15 protein-coding genes are annotated in these 20,848 nt (G+C 47.0%); 5 read left to right on the top strand and 10 right to left on the bottom strand.

The genetic code is table 11. The features are described 5' to 3' along the window. From GRP75_RS09140 to melA, 4 genes are all read right to left on the bottom strand, one after another. On the bottom strand, positions 1-1,856 hold a 1,856-nt coding region (locus GRP75_RS09140), incomplete at its 3' end, for a PAS domain S-box protein (RefSeq protein WP_160789136.1). A 165-nt stretch (positions 1,857-2,021) separates the two neighbouring features. Continuing rightward, positions 2,022-2,957, bottom strand: coding sequence for a nucleoside hydrolase (locus GRP75_RS09135; protein WP_160789135.1), 936 nt, complete (start codon positions 2,955-2,957; stop codon positions 2,022-2,024). Between the two features lie 174 nt (positions 2,958-3,131). Next, positions 3,132-5,285, bottom strand: a complete 2,154-nt coding sequence (locus GRP75_RS09130; RefSeq protein WP_160789134.1) for a glycoside hydrolase family 6 protein — start codon at positions 5,283-5,285, stop codon at positions 3,132-3,134. Positions 5,286-5,829: 544 nt separating this feature from the next. Continuing rightward, a complete protein-coding gene (melA, locus tag GRP75_RS09125) occupies positions 5,830-7,329 on the bottom strand; it encodes an alpha-glucosidase/alpha-galactosidase (protein ID WP_028543208.1) in 1,500 nt (499 codons plus the stop codon). 263 nt (positions 7,330-7,592) lie between these two features. Between melA and GRP75_RS09120 the strand changes: the two genes are divergently transcribed. The 5 genes from GRP75_RS09120 to GRP75_RS09100 all read left to right on the top strand — a co-directional run bounded on the left by GRP75_RS09120 (position 7,593) and on the right by GRP75_RS09100 (position 14,156). Continuing rightward, positions 7,593-8,438: a Cof-type HAD-IIB family hydrolase gene (locus tag GRP75_RS09120; RefSeq protein ID WP_023987289.1), complete on the top strand. Its 846-nt coding sequence runs from the start codon at positions 7,593-7,595 to the stop codon at positions 8,436-8,438. A gap of 334 nt (positions 8,439-8,772) precedes the next feature. Next, positions 8,773-9,771 (top strand): sugar-binding protein, encoded by a 999-nt coding sequence (locus GRP75_RS09115; RefSeq protein ID WP_160789133.1) that lies wholly within the window; start codon positions 8,773-8,775, stop codon positions 9,769-9,771. Then, entirely contained in the window at positions 9,768-11,216 is a 1,449-nt protein-coding gene (locus tag GRP75_RS09110) for a sensor histidine kinase (RefSeq protein ID WP_160789132.1), read from the top strand. The genes GRP75_RS09115 and GRP75_RS09110 overlap by 4 nt, the downstream gene beginning before the upstream one ends. Then, a complete protein-coding gene (locus GRP75_RS09105; RefSeq protein ID WP_160789131.1) occupies positions 11,191-12,528 on the top strand; it encodes a response regulator transcription factor in 1,338 nt (445 codons plus the stop codon). The genes GRP75_RS09110 and GRP75_RS09105 overlap by 26 nt, the downstream gene beginning before the upstream one ends. Before the next feature lie 227 nt (positions 12,529-12,755). Beyond that, complete coding sequence (locus tag GRP75_RS09100; RefSeq protein ID WP_160789130.1) at positions 12,756-14,156, top strand: sugar porter family MFS transporter; 1,401 nt, start codon at positions 12,756-12,758, stop codon at positions 14,154-14,156. 110 nt (positions 14,157-14,266) lie between these two features. Here GRP75_RS09100 and GRP75_RS09095 read toward each other — a convergent pair whose 3' ends face one another. From GRP75_RS09095 to GRP75_RS09070, 6 genes are all read right to left on the bottom strand, one after another. After that, positions 14,267-15,178: an AraC family transcriptional regulator gene (locus tag GRP75_RS09095; protein WP_160789129.1), complete on the bottom strand. Its 912-nt coding sequence runs from the start codon at positions 15,176-15,178 to the stop codon at positions 14,267-14,269. 149 nt (positions 15,179-15,327) lie between these two features. Further along, positions 15,328-15,987 carry a TetR/AcrR family transcriptional regulator gene (locus tag GRP75_RS09090; RefSeq protein ID WP_053324767.1) on the bottom strand — a complete coding sequence of 220 codons (660 nt, stop codon included), beginning with the start codon at positions 15,985-15,987 and terminating at the stop codon, positions 15,328-15,330. Continuing rightward, positions 15,980-17,179 (bottom strand): MFS transporter, encoded by a 1,200-nt coding sequence (locus GRP75_RS09085; protein ID WP_160789128.1) that lies wholly within the window; start codon positions 17,177-17,179, stop codon positions 15,980-15,982. Before GRP75_RS09085 ends, GRP75_RS09090 begins: the two co-directional genes overlap by 8 nt. A gap of 143 nt (positions 17,180-17,322) precedes the next feature. Then, positions 17,323-17,979 (bottom strand): DJ-1/PfpI family protein, encoded by a 657-nt coding sequence (locus GRP75_RS09080; RefSeq protein WP_023987280.1) that lies wholly within the window; start codon positions 17,977-17,979, stop codon positions 17,323-17,325. A 187-nt stretch (positions 17,980-18,166) separates the two neighbouring features. After that, the gene (locus GRP75_RS09075; protein WP_160789127.1) at positions 18,167-20,005 is read right to left on the bottom strand and encodes an ABC transporter ATP-binding protein; all 1,839 of its coding nucleotides are present in this window, start codon (positions 20,003-20,005) and stop codon (positions 18,167-18,169) included. After that, on the bottom strand, positions 19,986-20,848 hold an 863-nt coding region (locus GRP75_RS09070; protein WP_160789126.1), incomplete at its 5' end, for an ABC transporter ATP-binding protein. The genes GRP75_RS09070 and GRP75_RS09075, both read right to left, overlap by 20 nt.

Here is a 20,848-nt window from a genome sequence, read left to right as displayed (position 1 = left end):
AAAACCATCACAGCCCCTTTTCGCTCGCCATTATCCATCAAAGGGCTGATTCGATAGGAGGCCAGAAAGCTGGACCCGCCTTTTTTCCAAAATACAGCTTCCTCTGCCTGATAAGAGGCTCCGCTTCGAATCGCTTGAAGAATAGAGGACTGTTCGTCCGGAAAATGACTGCCAATTTCGTCAGCATGGAGGATCATGTCTATGGATGCGCCATTCAGCGGATTGACCGATCCTATACCGAACATCTCGACAGCTGCCGGGTTCATAAAGCGGACATGTCCTTCGGTACTTAAACCTACAATTCCTTCGGATACGGCATTCAAAATAAGCGAATGCTCATTACTGAGCTTTTCAATTTGAGCAATGTAGCTTTTAAGAGGGGTAACATTTTCTATAATCCCGTAGCAGCCTACAATTTCCTCTTGCACGAAAATCGGGATATTCGTCATCTTGATGAATAGACGCTCCCCCTCCTTATGTATAAATTCCGATTCATAGGTTTGCGTCTCACCCTGCTTGGCCAGCTCCATGTGACGCTTGATTTTGTCCTGTTCCTCAGAGGAAGCCATGATGAGTATGTCAGCCCCAAGCAGCTTATCCTTCGTATAACCCGTAAGCTCCTCCAAGCTCGGATTCACGCTCAAGATATGACCTTCCATATTCACAGCGCATATCCCGAGTGGATTATGCTGAAACAGTGACCTATAACGGTTTTCACTTTCGCGCAGACGCTGCTCCATTTCCCGGTGCTCTGTAACATCCTGGATCATACCAACAACTTGAACGGGCTTGCCTGCATGCTCGTTCATTTCAGCTTCCCAGATTGAACGTAGCACTTTTTGTTCCCCATTCGGCAATACAATTCGGTAAAAGGTCTCTTCGTGTATTCCCTTCAATATAACGTTGGTGATAATCTGTTTCATGCGCTCTGTATCTTCAGGATGAATAACCGCCATGAAGGCGTCAATACTTGTTTCAACCGGCTTGACACAATAGCCAAAAATGCTGCGAAATTCCTTGGAGAAATGCATAACATTGTTGACCAGATCCCAGTCCCATGAGCCGAACATCGCCAACCGTTGAGCTTTTGCCAAATTCTCCTCGCTCTTCTGGCGCTCTGTGATGTTGCGTCCGATGGACAGTACTCGCTTGATTCTGCCCTGTTCATCCCGAATAATGCGGTACGATACTTCCAGCCACAAATAGTGCCCGTCCTTATGACGAACACGCCGCTTCATGATGCCTGTTTCCTTGAAGAGTCCATGTACACGCATATAATCGGCATCTTCAACATGGTAGAATTGGAGCCGCTTTTTTCCGAGCATTTCCTGTTTTGTATAGCCTAGGAGTTTTTCCACCGAAGGAGAAATATATTGGAGTATGCCGTCCGCCGTGCTATATGAGATAACATCGGGCGTATTTTCCGTAATCAGCATGTACAAATCCTCATTATCCGAGAGCACCTGCTCCATATCTTTTTTCTCCGTGATATCCATTGCATACGCAATCAAATAAGATTGTTCGGTAGCCTCATCATCAAATATGGTTAATTCCAGCGATAGCCAGACGGATGTTCCCCTTTTATGTTTCAAACGCAGCTCTGTCTTATAGACTTGATCCGTAGCCTTTAGCCAACCTGCGTAAGCCTCCCTCAACCCTCGCTGATCCTGAGCCTCTTTATACAAGAGATGGTAATATCGGATATCCAGTAATTCCTCCTGCTCATATCCGACCATTTTGCAAAAGGCGGGATTGACGTACAGGCACTTCCCCTCCCTCGACAAAATCACGATTCCTGTCGGGGCATGATTATACATATGTTCCAGCAAAGGCAGTCGTCGAGCAGCAGAAAACACAATGAATCTCCTCCTTTGTGGTCCGGCAGTTTTTCTAACTACACCTATTCTAACATGATATGGGATTTTATGGCAGTGAGTCCACCTCTAGATAAAGGCCCTTAAAACATGTATGCACAAAAGATTGCCGATGCAGGTTCATCGGCAATCTTCGAATTATTTTTTTTATACCACCCGGCTAAGAAAATGACGCAAAAATCGATCCGCATCGACTTTAAGTGCCACATCAACCGTAGTCAGGGCTTGAGCTTCGTTCTCATTTTGCACCTCACGGGTGCGACCAACCTCGGCGGAATCGCCCACCTCAACGGCAATGTGCATTGGACGCGTCTCCACAAAGCTAGAATCTATCGCTAATCCTACAGCCAGTGGATCATGCAAAGCACAGCCTGCAATACCAGGTCTGAAATTGCGATAAGCTTCCATATAAAAGTCTGTCATATCTGCCATAAACGCACCCAGCTCGGTCCCTTGCTCACGCCATTTGTCCACATCCTGCTGTGGAAGCAGTGTTTGCATCGTGACGTCCAGCCCAACGAGCATAAGCGGAAAGCCCGCTCCCAGCACATAGGCTGCGGCTTCTGGATCGGCGTAAATATTCGCTTCAGCCGTCGGAGTTACATTCCCTTTCACTGTAACCGCGCCGCCCATGATGATCAGGCGGTCAAGCAAATGGGGCAATTCGGGACAGCGATCCAATGCAATCGCAAGATTGGTCAGCGGTCCCACAGCTACCAGGGTAAGTTTGCCTTCATAGCGACGAGCCTGTCCGATTATAAAATCAGCGGCATCCCCAGACGCAGCCTGACGGGAGGGAGCTCCTTTCAACTGATTGCCAATACCGTCTTCACCGTGAATATGCCGGGAATATGGTTTGAACAACTCCCGAGCATACGGCTTGTGAGCGCCAGACACGACCGGAGCCTCTACCCCTAGTTTTTCCAGCAGAATCAGTGAGTTACGTGTTGCCTCCTCCACCGAGATATTACCAAAGGTGGTTGTAATACCGAGTAGCTCCAATTCCGGCGAATGGACCGCGTACGCAATAGCAAGCGCGTCGTCAATGCCAGTATCTACATCTAAGATTAACTTTTTGCTCATGATGACCCTCCACAGTAGAACAGCATTCTTTTTTTCATTATACACAATTTCAATGCTTATTCCCTTGGTCATCAAATTCTTTATTCGAAGACGTAAAAAAAGACTACGACAGCTATGCCGTAGCCTTCTTTTAATACTTTTCAATCACTCAAGGGCACTTGTTCTGGCTAAATCCTAAGGCTCGATTCCCCACACCAGCTTATCATTGTGGAACAACGTTACTTTGTTCCATTCTGCATAAGAGGTTTTAGTTGGATCGAAGGAGTAATCATTGGATTCGTTCAGGTTAGACCAGTCACTATTGTTCATGCGGATCTGAATATCACCTGTTTGCGCTCCAGCAGCAAGCGTGCCGGCAGCAGCACTGAAACCAATTTCAATATAGTTGTCTGTAATGGTACGCAGCACGTTATCATTGCCTACTTGCGCATAGTCTACTGCAGATTGCAGCTCTTGGCTGCCATCCTTCGTGAAGTAATAGCGGATTTTCAGCTCACTCAGCTTCACGGGTGTTGTACCTTTATTTTTCAGGTTAAGGAAAGGCTTGACTGCGTTATTAGCTGGGTCGGTGTCACCAGCCCGGTACATTACAACCAGATCACCCGCTGGTTCTGTAGGGTCGGTTGGATCAGTCGGTGTACCTTTAGGTTCAGCGCTTACCGTTGCAGAATCCTTACTTGTTCCTTTCGCATTCGTAGCACTTACAACATAGAAGTAAGTTGTTCCGTTCGTCAGTCCCTTATCTGTGTACTCTCTTTCCGTTACAAGAGGCGCAACGGCTGTAAAAGGGCCTGCTTCGCTAGTGGCACGTTTGACTGTGTAGCTATCGGCACCCGTAGACGCACTCCAAGTCAGCGTCACTTGAGCATTACCAGCTACGGCCTTTAAGCCAGACGGTACAGCTGGAGCTGTAGGCGCTGGGTCCACACCACCAGTGGAAGGCACGATAGCAGGGTACGCATTTTGTACCAGCATCACAAACTGATCATGGAACCATGCTCCTGAAATAGGTGCATTCGGTAGAGCATCTGTTAATGTGCCATCCTTGGTTGTATAGGTAGGATCACACATACGGTCAAAGCCTTTACCCTCATCGTTCGGAATGAGTGAGCTGGAACCATCGGAATCACCCGGAGGTTTCGCCCAGACATAGGCATCGATATGGCCAGCTGGAGCCGTTTGTGGCGGCGTTCCCATACCTGCTCCGCTGTTATTACACCAGTTACCACGGTGCGAGCGTTTGTCAACACGGCCTGAGTTTACATAGGAGTTAATATCATTGCCGACTGCGGAAGTCGGACGGTTAGGTCCGCCCCATCCGTTACGGCCTGTATCAATTAACATACCGAGTGAGCTCGGCCAGCCTGCGCTGACAAAATCTCTATGCAATGACTCTGCGAAATCCGATTCATCGAAATTAGGATTCCATTCATAGTACTTGGACGATTTGATCGGTTGTCCGCCGATATTCAGATTTGGATCAGGCAAATTAGGTTCTGTCAGCGGTGAAGTGTTGGCTGTATTCGTGATAAAGCCATCTACACTGGCCAGACCTTTGCTAGTGTCTTTGAAAATGGTTGTAAACAGGGATACCGTTGCTGAACGGTTGTTATCCCAACCTAACCAACCAGAGTGACCGATATCTACGTATTTGTACACATTCGGAATCTCGTTCAGCTTATTCATTGTGTACTTCACGCCAGCTTCATAGATTCCTGTAGACTTGGCTTGTGCACATTTCGGATCATCCAGATTAGTTACCAGATTTGGCAAACTGTCTGGTTCAATGATCGCTACGATACGAATATCCTTATATTTGGGATTTGCAAAAATAGAAGCTATTTTGTCAATATAATCCTTTTTATAGGTTTCCAGACCTGCCTGGGTCAGCGGCAATTCACCATTGGAAGCCAAGGCATGACAATCCCGTCCGGGCAGATCATACACAATAAATTCCGCCGTAATCGGTGTGCTGCCTTTCTTTTGCGCCAATACTTGGTCCAAATGCGCTTCCAGGCCAAGCTTGCCTCCACCGCCGTTAATAGCAGCGATACGATCAAGCCATACGGCTGTCGGGAATGTTTTGACCGTTTGCATTTTTGCTTTCAGATTGGCATCCGTAATCTTGGCAATCGATGTATCAACACTAGCCGCATAATCAGGACTAACATATTTTGTCGCCCCTTGGTAAGGATTGTCCACATGGGATTCTGCATGTATTTTATCCGTAAATCCTGCACCTGGTAGAAAGCTGCTTGCGACGAGTGATAGCGCAAAAGCATACTTCATGCTTTTACGAAGCACTTGCTTTGTTTTCAATTGCTTCACCTATCTTTCCGTGGATTTTGTTGAATCTTCCTATGTCGGCACCTGATTGTTACATGATTAAATGCGAGTTACGCCTACTCTCTCCAAAAAAAAGCGGCGTTCATAGTTGCGAAAGGTAAGCGCTTTCTATTTGTCCATGCGCTCACATTTTCCCCTTTTTGTCACCTCCTATGTTAGATTATAGTGAGCTGGAAATCTGCTGTAAATTGAATAAATTAAGGACTACATTATTAATTAGGCATATGAATTGCCACTCTAACGGTTCGTTGTGGCACCTCTTTTTCTGAAACCGGTTCCTTCATTTGTTGAACATCCCTGCTATGACAAGCTCTCAGGAGATTTAGGATCGACAGCAAAAGAGCGAATTCAAAAAAAGCAAGACTGTATTCTTTAATTTCCGTCAGCCTAAATCGACAATGATAAACTCCAGAACGCCAACTATGCCAAATCGTTATATCTATCGACAGCAAAAGGGTGTTTTCAGGCCACATGACCGTGAAAACACCCTTTTATTGTTGTGAAGTCAATCTATGCTCTTGTTGTTCTACACTTTTTCGCGATCCTTGCCCTTGTCAGATTGCCCTGCATTTTTATTGGCGGCATCCCGATCCAGCTGCATTTCTTCAACCGTCTTCACCTTAAGTCGCGCTGCTCCCTCATAAGGTCGGGTTGGAATCAGATCGCCTGCAGCCAGACGTTGACGCGCCTCGACAATTGCTGCTCCGTATTGCGGCAGCCATGCTTCCTGGGCCACCAGCATTTCATCGACCATCTGCCAAATTTCTTTCGGATTACACACCGCGCCCACTAGCGGATCCATCATAAACGCTTGCCGCAGCAACTTATCATCTCCGTGCACAGCCGCTTCGACAGCCAAACGCTGGACGGAAATACTTACATTACACACGGCAGCAAGACCGAGCGGAAGGTCTCCTACATGTGGCATGGAGATACCATTTCGATCCACATATCCAGGCGCTTCAATAATCGCATCGTCCGGCAAATTGGAAATCACACCGTTATTTACGACATTAAAATGCCCCCGGTATACACGTCCGGTTTCTAGACCTTCGATAATGTATGAACCATGCTCTTCACCGCGATTTTCCGCCTTGTACTCCAATGGGTCTTCTTTCATCCAGTTGGGGAAATCTGTTTCAAACCAATTACGTCCTTCTGTACATACACGCAGATAGCCGCCTGTTTCTCCGTTGATCCAGCTGCCTAGATCAATCCAGTCCAGAATTTCATTCGGACGCTTCCGGTACCAAGGTACATATTCACTTAGATGGCCATTCGACTCTGTGCTGTAATAGCCAAAACGACGAAGCATGTCGATGCGTACCTTTTCGGTGCGGCTATATTCGGGATGTTTTTCAAAAGCCTCCAGCAGTCCAGCTGTCAGGTCCTTGCCTTCATGTGACGCCTGAATGTACCACGTCTGGTGATTGATTCCGGCGCACACAATGTCCACATCCTGTTTCTCCAGACCATACACCTCAGCAATTTGGTGATGCCCATGCTGGACGCCGTGACATAGACCGATTGTACGCACACCGCTGTATTTGTTGCAGGCCCACGTAATCATCGCCATCGGGTTCGAGTAGTTCAGCAACAATACATCCGGTGCACTTAGCTCGCGGATATCCTTACAGATGGCCAGCATTTCAGCAATACCACGCTGACCATACATGATCCCTCCTGCACACAATGTATCGCCCACGCATTGATCCACGCCATATTTCAGCGGAATATCCACATCGGTTGCAAAGCCCTCCAGCCCGCCAACCCGGATCGTACAAATGACGTATTTGGCATCCTTTAGAGCTATCTTTCGGTCCGTAGAGGACTGTATTTGTATGGACAAACCATTCTCACGAATATCCCGCTGGCATAGCTCAGTAACCATATCCAGATTGTGCTGACTGATATCCGTAAAAGCCACTTCAATATCGTTAAATTCCGGAACCGATAACAGATCTCGCAAAATTCCACGGGTAAAACCGATGCTTCCTGCTCCAATAAAAGCTACTTTAAATGACACGGCATTCAACCTCCGGTAATTAGAATTGGTATATACCGTCATTGTAGCAATAGCTTTGCGGAAAACGTTATCAAAATCATGACCAGTTTCGTATTTAGGTGTCAAAAATCCTAACTTTCGCTTTAGCAGAGGGTTGCCAATTTCCATTTCGTTCCATCCGTTTTTCTCTTTCTATCTAGTGTTTTTTCAGTTCAATATGTACTTTAAGTGCGGTAAATGTAGTAACATAAAAGAAAACATTGGAGAGCAAGGAGCAGCCTAAGATGAACAAAAAGATTATCTTTTTAGATATAGATGGAACGCTAGTGGATGATGATGGTATGATTCCCGAATCTGCAAAAACAGCATGTATCGAAGCGAGAAAGAACGGACATCTGATTTATTTATGCACTGGCCGATCCAAAGCGGAGATTTATGATTTTATCATGGAGGTCGGTTTTGACGGGATCATCGGAGCTGGCGGGGGCTTTGTAGAAATCGAAGGCGAGATGTTATATCACCACAAAGTATCGGATGAAGATGTTAAACATATGGTCGATTACTTTGATGAACATGATTTGGACTTTTATTTGGAATCGAACGGGGGACTGTTTGCGAGTAAAAACTTTTTGCCCCATGTGGAACGGCTTATCTATGGTGATGTGGACAATGATCCCGTAGCCAGAGAAAAAAAAGAACAACGCCCGCATCCTTTTATCACTGGTCTAACTATAGGAGAGGACAACCTGTACCGTAGTGACGTGAACAAAGCATGCTTTTTGGAAAACAAAAATGTTCCTTTCGAACAGATCAAAAAGGAATTTGCAGGGAAATTTGAGGTTATTCAATGTACTGTATCTGCTTTCGGGCAAGACAGCGGCGAGCTAATGGTTCCCGGTATTCACAAAGCCGTAGCTATTGAAAAGCTTATTGAGCATTTGGGAAGATCCCAAGAAGACACCATTGCTATCGGAGACGGGATGAACGATGCTGAAATGATTGAATATTGTGCGCTAGGAATTGCTATGGGAAATGCCAAACCGGGCCTCAAAGCCATTGCAGATGACATTACGGATGCTGTCGATGAAGATGGACTGTTTCACAGCTTTAAAAAGCATGGTCTGATTTAGTGAGGTTATTTTTTTATACTTAAGCCCCTGCAGTAGTTTCTGGACTTAAAAATGTCCTAATTCTACCGGTAGGGGCCTATCTCCAATGCTATCTTTCCACGGAGTTCACTTAGTGCTTGCTCGGCTTCTATCTCCTCACTACTTGTAAGATGGGCAAACCATTCTTCAAATATCTGTTGTTGCTTACCCTTCAAGATTTCTACTTTGGTCATGTACCTTGATTAAAATATGGAATTCCTCCTCAATAACCGCGCTTATGCTGACGATAGCTGCGTGCGGTTGTTTTGTTGCTGTATAATGAGTGAGTCTGTAAATATTTACAAAGGAGCAAGACATGTCAAACCGTAAATGGACATTTATCCTTATCCCAGTCTTCCTGCTATTTGCCTGGCTGCTCTTCCAGTTCACTCTGTCTTCTTTTCAAATTCACCAATTTGCAGAGTTATTGAAGACGGTTTCTCCAAAAGACGGGGTTTCCGATACAAAAGTCGTACTGATATCCCAGGAGTTGGATAATTATTACTGGCGGTCAATCGAACAAGGAGCCCGAAAAGAAGCGGAACAGTACGGTATGCGGCTCGATTATATCGGGCCGGACCGCATTAATCCGTCCGAGCAGGTCAAACTGCTGGATAAAGCGATCGCCAGTAAGGCGGATGCAATTCTGGTTCAAGGGATAAATGATCCAGAGTATCGCCGATTAATCGACAAAGCAGCCGGACTTGGCATCCCAGTCATCACGATCGATACGGATGAACCAGATTCCCGTAGACTAGCTTACGTGGGAACGGATAACGAAGGAGCAGGAAAACGGATGGGCGCGCTGTTAGCGAAAGCCTCTGGAGAGCGTGGCGACATTGGAGTTATGATCAGTAACGAGCGCGTCGAGAATCAGCGACTCAGGCTTGCTGGATTTCGTTCCGTGATCGGTCGCTATCCCAAGCTCCGCATTGTGGAGATTCGCTCCTCAAATATTTCACGGCTTCAGGCAGCACAGCAAGCTCAGAACATGCTCACCCGGTATCCGCAGATCCGCTACATGGTCGGATTCAGTGCGCTGGACGGCCTTGGCATTCTGGAAGCCTCGGAGCGACGCGGAGCGCGGAATTTGCAGATTTTCGCTTTTGACGATATGGCCGAGACGTTGAAAGCCATCAGAGATTGCAAAATCGAACTGACCATTGTTCAACAGCCAGAGGAAATGGGGGCTAAGTCCATAAAATTACTGAATGATTATCTAAAGGGGAATCCCCCCCAGGAATTAACATACACCAGGATATATGAGATGCATGCGGACACTCCCGACAACATGACCGGAGATGACAGACGATGACGATCAGAACGAAGCTGCTTCTGTTCATCCCTCTTCTAGTTGTGTTCGCCAATATCATCGCTTATTTTGTATTCCAAAGCGGAAAGGTCGTACAACAGAGCTACGATGAAATGCTTGGCCGCATTCTTCTCATCGAGCAAACCTCCGAATCGGCGGAGAGCAACTTAAATCTCCTATATGCCTATCTGCTTAATCCAAGAGGCGATAAGGCTGTGCAGGGCCCGACAGAATACCAATTGATGCAGTTGAAAGGCAGAATTCAGGAAGTCTCCTCCTCGACTGACCCTTCTTTCGCCGAGGAGGACTACGTGAATCTGTTGGCTACATTTCTTAAAGAGAAACAAGCCGCAGTTCTGGATGCAAAGGCACAAGATCCTCAATCGGCTTTTGAACATTATATTGAAGCGGAGAAAACCGTCAGCTATATTCATGAGGAGGGTCAGCAACTGATCGATGATGAACTGGCTTATTACCGGCCAATCATTGAGAACATCCGGAACAAGAATGAGCGAATGAACGGATGGGGAGTGGCGTTGTTCGGCATGAACGCGCTGATGGGGGTTTTGCTTGCAATCTGGGTCTCGCGCAGCATTACTGGCCCTGTCGGCAGACTTGTCGGACTGGCGAAGCGAATCGCCACAGGTGATCTGAATATCAAGCCCCAACCGCGACGGGATGACGAGCTAGGCGTACTGTCGGACGCCATTTCGCAAATGTCCGCCGATTTGAGTATCCTCATCGAGAAGGATAAACAGAGTCTGGAAATGCGGCGGCTTGTGAAGGAACTGGAGCTTCTGGCTCTGCAAAATCAAATTAACCCTCACTTTTTATTTAATACCTTAAATGTGCTCTCCAAGCTGGCGATTCTGGAAGGGGCGGAGAAAACCAGCGACCTGATCGTTTCGCTGTCCAATCTGCTACGGTACAGCCTGCAGAAGCTGGACAAACCCGTAACTCTCCAGGAGGAACTGGATCATATCCGCGAATACGTAACCATCCAACAGGCGCGTTTCAGGGACAGAATTCGCTTCGATCTTCACTTTGACGCTTCCGTACTTCAGCAGCAAATTCCGGCCCTGACGATCCAGCCATTTATTGAAAACGCTTTTCTTCATGGTGTGGCAGATATGGAAAGCGGAGCCATTATCGTGTTAACGCTGTCGAGAGCGAACGAAGATGTACAAATTGAAATTTCGGACAACGGAAAGGGCATGACGGAGGAAACCCGACTGTCCGTACTCCGTCTTAAAGGCGAAGCCGAAAGCGGCAGTTCAACAGGACTTGGAATGCAAAATGTGTTTAGGCGGCTGCAGTTGTTCTACGGAAAGGAAGAAGAAATGGTTGAAATCAATAGCAGTATCGGACGAGGTACTACCATAACAATACGAATTCCAGTCAAGAAGGAGAGTGAGCGGACTGATGTATCGGTTGTTGATCGCGGATGACGAGGCTTTGGAGAGAGAAGGACTGGAATTGACAGTGGAACGGGCGATGCCGGGGATATTCCGGTTTATTCATGCCGGCAACGGCCGCATGGCGATTGAATGTGCGGAAGAGCACCGTCCCCATATTGCCATTCTGGATATCAATATGCCTGGAATCGACGGGCTTGCGGCGCTTCGTGAATTAAAGGAGCGGCTTCCCGATACCCGATTCGTGCTCGTCACTGCCTATGATTATTTTGCCTATGCCCGGGAGGCGCTCTCTTTGGGTGTGAAAGAATATATTCTGAAGCCAGCGAAGCGAGAACTGATCATCGGTACACTGAAACGACTGATTGAAGAAATTGAGTGCGAGAAGCGGGCACGTACGGAAGAATTGGAGCTTAGGCACAAAATCTCACAGCTGATGCCGCTCGCAGAAAATGAGCTGGCTTTAATGCTTATGGTCGACCAGACCGTGGATTCAAGCGCTTCCCAGCTATCGGAATGGCTGGACTTTCCTCTTGATCAGGGAAGCGCCATCATTGCCGCCTTTGACGGATATACGGACGAGCAGGATAAAAAGAAAATTTACGATCATTTCCGAAGCTATGTAAAAACGCATGGCCCGAATGCCATTGTAAGCTCCTTGATCGACCATCATGTAGCCACCTTTTTACGCAAGCCGCCTGTCACCGGCGAAAACGACTGGCGGCAGCTGGTTAAACACCTTGTTCAGCAGCTCTCTGAGCTTGCCCAGCAGCAACTTGGTATAAAGACGGCCATTGGAATCGGATCGCTGCATAGCGGCGAGGAAGGACTTCGCAAGTCCTATTTCGAAGCCGTTTTTGCCTCCACCCTACGCAAGCGGGATGGAGGTTTCTGCCACTTTGACGAACTGAAGTCATCAGAGGCTGGAAACGCTTCTTTGCTTGCCATCAAAGCGGAGAATGGAATGCTTCAGCAGACGTACGTCATGTCAGCACTGCAACGGATACGCGAACAGCGAGAGGTTCAAACACTGACTATGCTGGGTAGGGCGAAAATGTATATCGAGGAACGGTTCAACGATGATCTTTCGCTGGAAGAAGTGGCTGATTTTGTCCATTTGAATCCTCACTACTTCAGCAAAATTTTCAAACAGGAATACGGAGAAACATTTATCGACTTCGTAACCCGGCTGCGGATTGATAAAGCCATCTCTCTGATTAAGGCCGGCAACCTTACTCTTAAGGAAATCAGCTTTGAAGTGGGTTATAAGGACCCGAACTATTTTAGCCGCGTCTTTAAGAAGATAACGGGCGTTCCTCCCACTGAGTTCAAAGGCCAAAAATAGTAGAGATTCATCCATGCCGACTATCGGCATGGATTTTTTTAAGCTCGAATGACAAGGTAATGCTAGGTTCAGCCCCTCTATCTCCGATTCGGGAATCGAAGCCAAAATCGTGCATGAAAAGGTCCGTTTATTGAAGACGATAACCGGCCTTTCTTTTATAAGCGCATGTTATACTTCTCCTCGAAGAACGGAATGAGGTTCCAGAGATCTGGAGGGGAGATGATCATATGGCAGTAATCATCAATAATGAAAGCGCTCAACAGAAAGCGCTTCAATCAGAAAAACCCAATATGCTTTTTGTGACGTTGGTATCCATCGTAGCTGCGCTCGGAGGTATCCTGTTCGGTTTTGATATCGCGGTTGTTTCGGGAGCAGTCGAATTCCTGCAGCAGCGTTTTTCGCTGAGCGAATTTCAGGTTGGTTGGGCCGTGTCAAGTCTGATTGTCGGGAGTGTCACCGGAGCGGCTCTCTCCGGCTACATGAGTGAAAAGATCGGCAGGAAAAAGATATTACTGGCCGCCGGATTTTTATTCGTCGTCGGCTCAATCTGCTCTGCGCTTCAAGACACGTTTACCGGGTATGTTATCTTTCGCATGATCGGCGGCATTGGCATAGGAATCACTTCCACCGTTTGTCCGGTGTACAACGCGGAGATCGCTCCCGCCAAATACCGAGGCCGTTTGGTTGCTTTAAATCAGTTGGCGATTGTAACAGGGATTTTCCTGGTTTATTTCCAGAATTCGTGGATCGTCAGCATGGGGGATGAAGCCTGGGGTGTCTCAACAGCCTGGCGCTGGATGTTCGGAGTGGGAGCCGTTCCGGGACTGATCTTTATGCTCTTGATGCTCTTCATACCCGAAAGCCCGAGATGGCTTATTAAACAGAATCGGCCTTATGAAGCGCTGCCGATTTTGCTGAAAATTCACGGTGAAGAAGCCGCTAAGCAGGAAGTGCTTGATATCAAGGAATCATTCAAAAATGAGAACAACTCATTGAAACAATTGTTCGCTCCTGGTATTCGAGTCGCTCTCTTTATCGGTGTTATGCTCGCCATTATGCAGCATATTACCGGCATCAATGCCATTTTGTATTACGCGCCGGTTATCTTTAAAGGAATGGGACTCGGTACGGACGCTTCTTTGACCCAAACCATTTGGATCGGGTTGATCAATGTGTTGTTCACCATCGTATCTGTATGGCTGATCGACAAAGCGGGACGAAAAGTCCTGCTGATAATCGGCACCTCGTTGATGACCTGCTGTTTGGTCATTATTGGAGCCGCATTCAAAATGGGTTTGACCACCGGACCGCTCGTACTCATCATGATATTGATCTACGTGGCCTCCTATGCTATATCGCTTGGGCCGATCGTATGGGTTATGATCTCGGAGATCTTTCCGAACCGCATTCGCGGCAAAGCGGTCGCCATCGCTTCGATGGCATTGTGGGCCGGCGATTATCTGGTATCGCAGGCATTCCCTCCTCTGCTGAGTTCAGCCGGCCCGTCCAATACCTTCTGGTTATTCGGAGCCATCTCGTTGTTCGTCGTAGTCTTTATATGGCGCAAGGTTCCCGAAACCAAGGGGAGATCACTTGAACAGATGGAAAATATGTGGCTTGGGAAATGACCCCACTTTAGCTCTCAAGAAGCCCGGACACATGTTATAATGCTTCAAAACACACGCCCTCTGAAGTCATACCGACCTTAAATCGGCAATGGTTCAGAGGCTTCTTATTATCAGCTCCCATCCTCCTCCGCATAGTTCCTCACATTGCGCTCTACAGCAGAGCGGTATTCAACAGGCGTCTTGCCTGTGTGCTTTTTGAACAACATATGAAAATACTGCCTGCTGGCCACGCCTACATAATCGGCAATCTCTTGAATGGGAATGTCCGTTTGCTGAAGAAGCATACGAGCCTTGTCCATTCGCAGCATCGTTAAATACGCGGTGAGTGTTAGCCCAGTATGCTTTTTGAAAATACGGTGCAAATAACCTGGGTGCAGATTCACGGCTGCCGCCATGTCCTTAACCACAATATCTCGGTCATAGTTCAGATGGAGAAATTCAATGCATCGTTTGATGTACATATCCGTTTGCTGCGTGTTACTGCGCTCTGCCTCTTCCCGTAGACGTGCAATTCGTACTAGCAATTGCATAAAAAGCATCTCTGCCATTGCACCCGGCTGTTCTTTTCGTTGGTCCAGCTCCAGCACGAGACTTTTCAGCGCATAATATACCTCTTCCGGGTCCGATAGTACCAGATACGGGAACGGACGTGACATGAGAGTCGTGACCTCCTGCTCCTCTGCTGCCATTTGTCGGATAGACGGCCCTACCCTCACTCCCTCCGTAAAACCAAACTCTACATTTAGCATCCGGCACGGTTGTTCTCCTTCCACCACTAGTCGATGAGGTACACCTGCGTCCAGCATAATAAACTCGCCTTTACGCAGCGTGATGCTTTCTTCCACATTCTCTCCCGTTTGTACATCTACCCTGCAAAAGCCGGAAATCATGTACATAATTTCGGTAGAATGATGATCGTGGTAAGACATGGTGTAGTCATGCCATTGCTTGTAATAGTAAGCAAAAAAACGGGGAATATAATCCCCGTCACGCAGCCGTGGCTCAAACAGACTTCCGTTCATCCCCGCACCTCCACAAAAATAGATAAGGCTAACACGACAACGTAACTGCAACCGCTCTATTTTCACAGTTTAACAGACTGAGTCCTGTACTTCTATTTCACTCCATCGGACGATCTGAAATCCTTTGGAATACGGCAGGCGACTCTTGCCTAAAAGGTTGGGGATTTATCACTTTTTGGACTTAAATACTGAATCAACATTCCCGCAAATCGGTTAGCAATTTCTATATCATCAAGTTCGTTATTCCAATCGTCCTTGGACGTCAGACTCATTTTCTGTAGTATACCCATCATAGACGTGAAGATAAAATGAGCGGTCTTCAAGGGTTCTGTGTCGGACTTTAATGATCCATCTTGGAATCCAACTTCCAGAGCATCCATCAGGAAATGTCGTTCCTTTTCCCGGCTAACAAAATTTTTGTACTGTTCTTTGAGTTCTTGATTTGAATCATAAGCTTCGTAATGCAGATCGAATAGAAGAATAAACTTGATGTATTCTGGATGTTGCCGAGCGTAATCAATCCATGCATCAAGCATCGAAGTAAGCATCTCCTTACCGCTCATTTCGGCTGAAGGTGCCCTTCTAACAAATTCGGTCATGCTCTCAAGGATTTCCATCTGAACCTCAAAGATCAGTTCGTTCATGGACTGAAAGTGCTTATAGAATGTGACCCGACTTACACCAGCCACGTTGCATACATCCTTAATATTAACTTTGAGAAAGCTTTGCTTCATAAAAAGTTCCTTGGCAGCCGCAATGAGTTCTTCCCGATTTTTGTTTTTCAAATTCTGGTGCCAGTTCTCAGTCATTAACAACCATCCGTTTCTCATTTTTCGATTTTTGTAAGGTTAAGAAAAGGGCAGATGCAAGGATAAGTGCACCAAAAATATAAGGAATATGAATGTGTTTGTCAAACAACAAACCCGCTAAAATGGGTCCCAATATGTTGCCTAGGCTGGTATACGTCGTATTCAATCCGGCGGCATATCCTTGACGATCACCAGCTGAGTTCGCGATCATTGTACTTACGGTTGGCCTTAGGAAGGCATTAAAAGCAAAAAACAGCGCCGATACCGCCAGCAGATAACCTAAATTGATCTTAATTATCATTAACAGTAAAGCGATGGCTGTCATGATCAAAGAAAGACGTATAAGCTTCATCTCACCAAGTCTCTTGATGAGATAATCAAGTAGCCATATCTGCACAACGATGCCTATAATTGCACCAACCGTAATGATCATTGAGATTTTAGTGGCATCAAAACCATATTTTCGTTCCACAAAAAGAGCATACACCGTTTCATAATTCATCAAACCTAATGTCATGATCAGAATGAGGAGAAGATAACGAAAATAAGATGTCCGAAATGAATTTAGGATTTGGTTGCGAATTGGCTCCCGGCGGACCCATTGGCTAGCGGGTTTTCGTTTTTCCTTAGGTAGTGTCTCTGGCATATACAAGCTAAGCAGCGTAGCTACAAGTCCAAGTCCACCAGCAAAAAAATAGGGCATCCTTATGCCAAACTCAGCGATCATACCGCCTAACCCCGGACCAAGCACCATACCCAAATTCATGGAGGCACCCAAGTATCCCATTCCTTTAGCTCGGGTTTCAGAAGTGGTAATATCAGCGACGTAGGCCATATTAGAAGGAACCATTAAGCCAATACCTATCCCCCCGATAAATCGGGCAATATATAGAAGAGGCAATGTCGTAGAAACAGCAAACATAAGATCCGAGATGACGGTTAAAAACAGACCGGTGATGATCATGGATTTCCGCCCCCATCTATCCGAAAGCTGCCCACCTAGGGGCGAAAAAATAAACTGTGCTGCTCCAAAAGCGGCAATAAGATACCCCGCAGCAGCTCCTGCCGCATTAAATTGTTTCAGATATTCAGGCAGAATGGGAATCACCATACCTTGACCCAATAAAGCAATAAACAAATTCAGCATCAGAATGAAAAGTGGAAATGTAGCAGACTTAGGTAAGCTGCTCATGTTTGTAACCCCCTTCAACCATTTACACTATGTAACCCTTTACTATGTGTAAACTATATTAGTTGAAATAGGGACCCTTGTAAATAAAATTACACACCTATTAAGCCAAGCTAATACCGGAAAGAGATCTTGTTATTCTTGAGTTACACATTAGGCTCCTGTTTTGCAAACTCTTGTAACATACCTCTTATTTGTTCTACCAATATAGCAGGTGCTTTCTTTGGTGAACCCGTGTCAAACGGAGGCTGAGGATCGTATTCCAAAATCAGCTGAACTCCTTTACTCATATCTTCACCCAATTCCCATGCCAATAGCTGGAGTGCCATATCAATACCAGAGGAGACACCGGCTGCTGTAACGATTTTGCCCTGACGAACCACTCTCTCATCTGTTGGAATGGCTCCAAGAGATTGGAGCAGGTCTAAGGAACCCCAATGACTGGTGGCTACGGTTCCATTTAACAAGCCTGCGGCGCTCAAAATCAAAGAGCCGTTACAAACCGACGTGGTCCATTTCGTAGTTTCATGTATTTGGCGAATCCAATTTAACGTTTCTTCGTCATTCATTGGAGTTTTATAATTTGGCGGACTGCAACCTGGAACAACAAGAATATCAGCTGAACTAACTTCAGAAAAACTGTAATCGGCATGCAAATAACCCATATTTGAGTCCAGCTTGATTAACCCTTTTTTCTTAGCGACAAACTTCACTTCACATTTCAGTGTAGCAGCAAATACATCGTATGGACCCATTGCATCTAATGCCGTAATTCCATCGAAAAGCATGATTGCGATTTTCATGATGATCTCTCCTTTGAAGTGGGATTTTATTCTTGCACATCCATACTAACATACATATACGGGGTATGGGTATATTCGATGATGTAAACCTTTAAGAGTACGTACCTGTAAAAAGGCATACTTAAAAAGGGCCACCCCCGAGGTAGTCTTTTAAGTATGCCTGTAAATCTGTAGATCGCGAGCCGGCTTAAGAGCTTTGCTTACTCAATTGACCATAATATAAATCACTGTAAAAGCCTTTGTGAGCCAGCAGTTCATCATGAGAACCCTTCTCCTCCAAACGGCCATCCTTTAAGACCAGAATCCGATCAGCCAGACGAATGGTATTCAGCCGATGCGCGATGACGAAACTTGTTCGACCCTGCATAAGCCGCTCCAGTCCTTCTTGTATCTTCATCTCGGTAATGGTGTCGATGCTGCTTGTTGCCTCGTCGAGTACAAGGATGGAAGGGTTGGCCAAAATAGCACGGGCAATAGCCAGCAGTTGTTTTTGCCCTTGACTGATGCCACTGCCGTTCGCTTCCAGCACCTTGTCGTATCCGTCCTTCATCCGCATGATAAAGGAATGGGCGTTGGCCAGTTTCGATGCTTGTTCAACCTCCTCATCGGTGGCGTCCAGTCTGCCGAAGCGGATATTTTCACGAATCGTCCCCTGAAACAGGAAGGAGTCCTGTAGCACAAATGCCATGCGGGAGCGCAAGCTTTCACGCTGTATGGTGGTGATATCGCGCCCGTCCACCGTAATCATTCCCTTGTCGGGGCTATAAAATCTGGAGAGGAGCTGGATCAGTGTCGTTTTTCCTGCCCCGGTCGGGCCGACTAGTGCGATCATTTCACCCGGTTTGGCTTCAAAAGAAATACCTTCCAGCGTAGCGCTTCCCTCATCATAACCGAAGGAAACATCCGTAAACCGCACCGCCCCCTCCACATGCTCTACCTCCACTGCGCCGCGTTCATCCTTGGACTCTTCATCTTCATCCAATATTTCAAATACACGCTCAGCTCCGGCAATGGCGGACAGCAGAGTGTTCCACTGGTTAGCCAAATCGTTCAGCGGTCTGGTGAACTGGCGGGCATATTCTACGAATACAATAATTGTACCTATAGTGATGGAGCCGCGAATGGCCAAAATCCCACCGATCCCCGCTACAATAGCAAAGCTGAGATTATTCAGTCCGTTCATCAGCTTCGGTATAAAGCCTGAAATCGTTTGTGCCCAGAAGCCCGATAGCCGAATACGGTCATTACGCTCGCCAAAACCACGGATGACTCTCTTTTCCTGCGAAAATGCTTTAATAATCTGCTGCCCAGACAGTGTTTCTTCGATGTATCCGTTCAGTTCGCCCAAATTCTTCTGGCGTTCCTTATATAAAGGCCCGGTGCGACGTGTAATCCAGCGCATCCCGGCAGCCATTAACGGCACCACGATAAAGGTCAGCAGGGTCATCAGCGGGCTTAACCACAGCATCACCGTGAGTGTACCGATTAGCGTCAATATACTCGAAAAAATCTGAATGGCGGAACTGTTAAGCGTAGAACTGACATTTTCAATATCATTGGTCAGACGGCTCATAATCTCTCCCTGCTGACGTTTGCCGTAGAAAGGAATCGGTAGTCGATGCAAATGTGAAAACAGATCGAAACGCATGCGGTACACCGTCTCTTGGGCAATCTCAATCATCCAGATATTTTGCAACCAGGAGGTCAGCGAGTTGAGCAGATATACAGCTCCTAATCCGATGAGAAAATAAATCCACGTGCGTCCACCCGGACCTTCGAGAAAATCATCCACCGCTACGCCGACCAGATATGGACCCAGCAAAGCCAGCCCGGAGCTGAGCAGTACCATGAACAGCACCAGCATCAGTTTGGCCTTACGGCGGGCCAAATAAGCCCATATCCGTCCTAACGTGCCAGACCAGTTCTTCGCTTTGGCCTTGCGGCGTCCTTCCGCTCCCACCGGATTTCGCAGCACACCGGACGGCGGTGTAGGCTGACGGAACGGTTCAATGAGTTCCTTGAACATGCGACTCCTCCTTTCCGTATTGTGATTCATAGATACGCCGATACAGATCCGAGCTATCCATGAGATGCTCATGACTTCCACTTGCCATCAGGCGACCCTCATCCAGCAGTAAAATCTGATCTGCTGAGGCCGTCGAGCTGATTTTTTGCGTAATGAGAAATGTCGTGCAGGACAGGCCATCGAGTGCATTCAGTAGTGCTGCTTCTGTCCCTACATCCAATGCACTTGTGCTGTCGTCCAAAATCAGCACTGTCGGCTGGCGCACCAGTGCGCGGGCAATCGAAAGCCGCTGTTTCTGTCCGCCAGACAGATTGACACCACGCTGCCCGAGCATCGTGTCATAGCCTTGCGGCAAGCGTTCAATCATATTATGGATTTGCGCTATCCGTGCAGCTTCCTTAATTTGCTCCAGGCTGGCATTCTCCAGCCCCCAAGCAATATTATCCCGAATCGAGCCGGTGAATAGCAGTACCTCCTGAGGCACATAGCCAATAGCCTCTCGCAATATGGACGCATCCAGTTCACGAGCGTCCTTTCCGTCAAAGCGAACATGACCTTCATCTTCTTCATACAGACGTGTAATCAACTGCACAAGTGAAGATTTTCCCGAGCCAGTGGCCCCCATAATAGCTATCCGCTCGCCCGATTGCGCCTTAAAAGATATATCCTTTAGGACAGCCAGATCACTGCCCGGATAATGAAAGCTCACCCGGTCCATTTCCACCTGTCCCTCAATTCGTGTATGATGCGTTGAAACAGGCTCCAGCTCTTGCCCATCTTCATTAGATGTTTCCAATACCTCTCGAATCCGCCCCGTAGATGCAGTTTCCCGGGAAAATACAA

Source organism: Paenibacillus sp. OT2-17, assembly GCF_009827695.1.
GTDB classification, from domain to species: Bacteria; Bacillota; Bacilli; order Paenibacillales; family Paenibacillaceae; genus Paenibacillus; species Paenibacillus polymyxa_B.
Note: the sequence above shows the minus strand (reverse complement) of the source record. Positions and strands in the feature narration are given on the sequence as shown.

Bases quoted from the DNA above. Each gene is read 5' to 3' on its own strand.
- GRP75_RS09135 (WP_160789135.1), bottom strand. From the start codon at position 2,957: ATGAGCAAAAAGTTAATCTTAGATGTAGATACTGGCATTGACGACGCG.
- GRP75_RS09120 (WP_023987289.1), top strand. From the start codon at position 7,593: ATGAACAAAAAGATTATCTTTTTAGATATAGATGGAACGCTAGTGGAT.
- GRP75_RS09115 (WP_160789133.1), top strand. From the start codon at position 8,773: ATGTCAAACCGTAAATGGACATTTATCCTTATCCCAGTCTTCCTGCTA.
- GRP75_RS09110 (WP_160789132.1), top strand. From the start codon at position 9,768: ATGACGATCAGAACGAAGCTGCTTCTGTTCATCCCTCTTCTAGTTGTG.
- GRP75_RS09105 (WP_160789131.1), top strand. From the start codon at position 11,191: ATGTATCGGTTGTTGATCGCGGATGACGAGGCTTTGGAGAGAGAAGGA.
- GRP75_RS09100 (WP_160789130.1), top strand. From the start codon at position 12,756: ATGGCAGTAATCATCAATAATGAAAGCGCTCAACAGAAAGCGCTTCAA.
- GRP75_RS09095 (WP_160789129.1), bottom strand. From the start codon at position 15,178: ATGAACGGAAGTCTGTTTGAGCCACGGCTGCGTGACGGGGATTATATT.
- GRP75_RS09090 (WP_053324767.1), bottom strand. From the start codon at position 15,987: ATGACTGAGAACTGGCACCAGAATTTGAAAAACAAAAATCGGGAAGAA.
- GRP75_RS09085 (WP_160789128.1), bottom strand. From the start codon at position 17,179: ATGAGCAGCTTACCTAAGTCTGCTACATTTCCACTTTTCATTCTGATG.
- GRP75_RS09080 (WP_023987280.1), bottom strand. From the start codon at position 17,979: ATGAAAATCGCAATCATGCTTTTCGATGGAATTACGGCATTAGATGCA.
- GRP75_RS09075 (WP_160789127.1), bottom strand. From the start codon at position 20,005: ATGTTCAAGGAACTCATTGAACCGTTCCGTCAGCCTACACCGCCGTCC.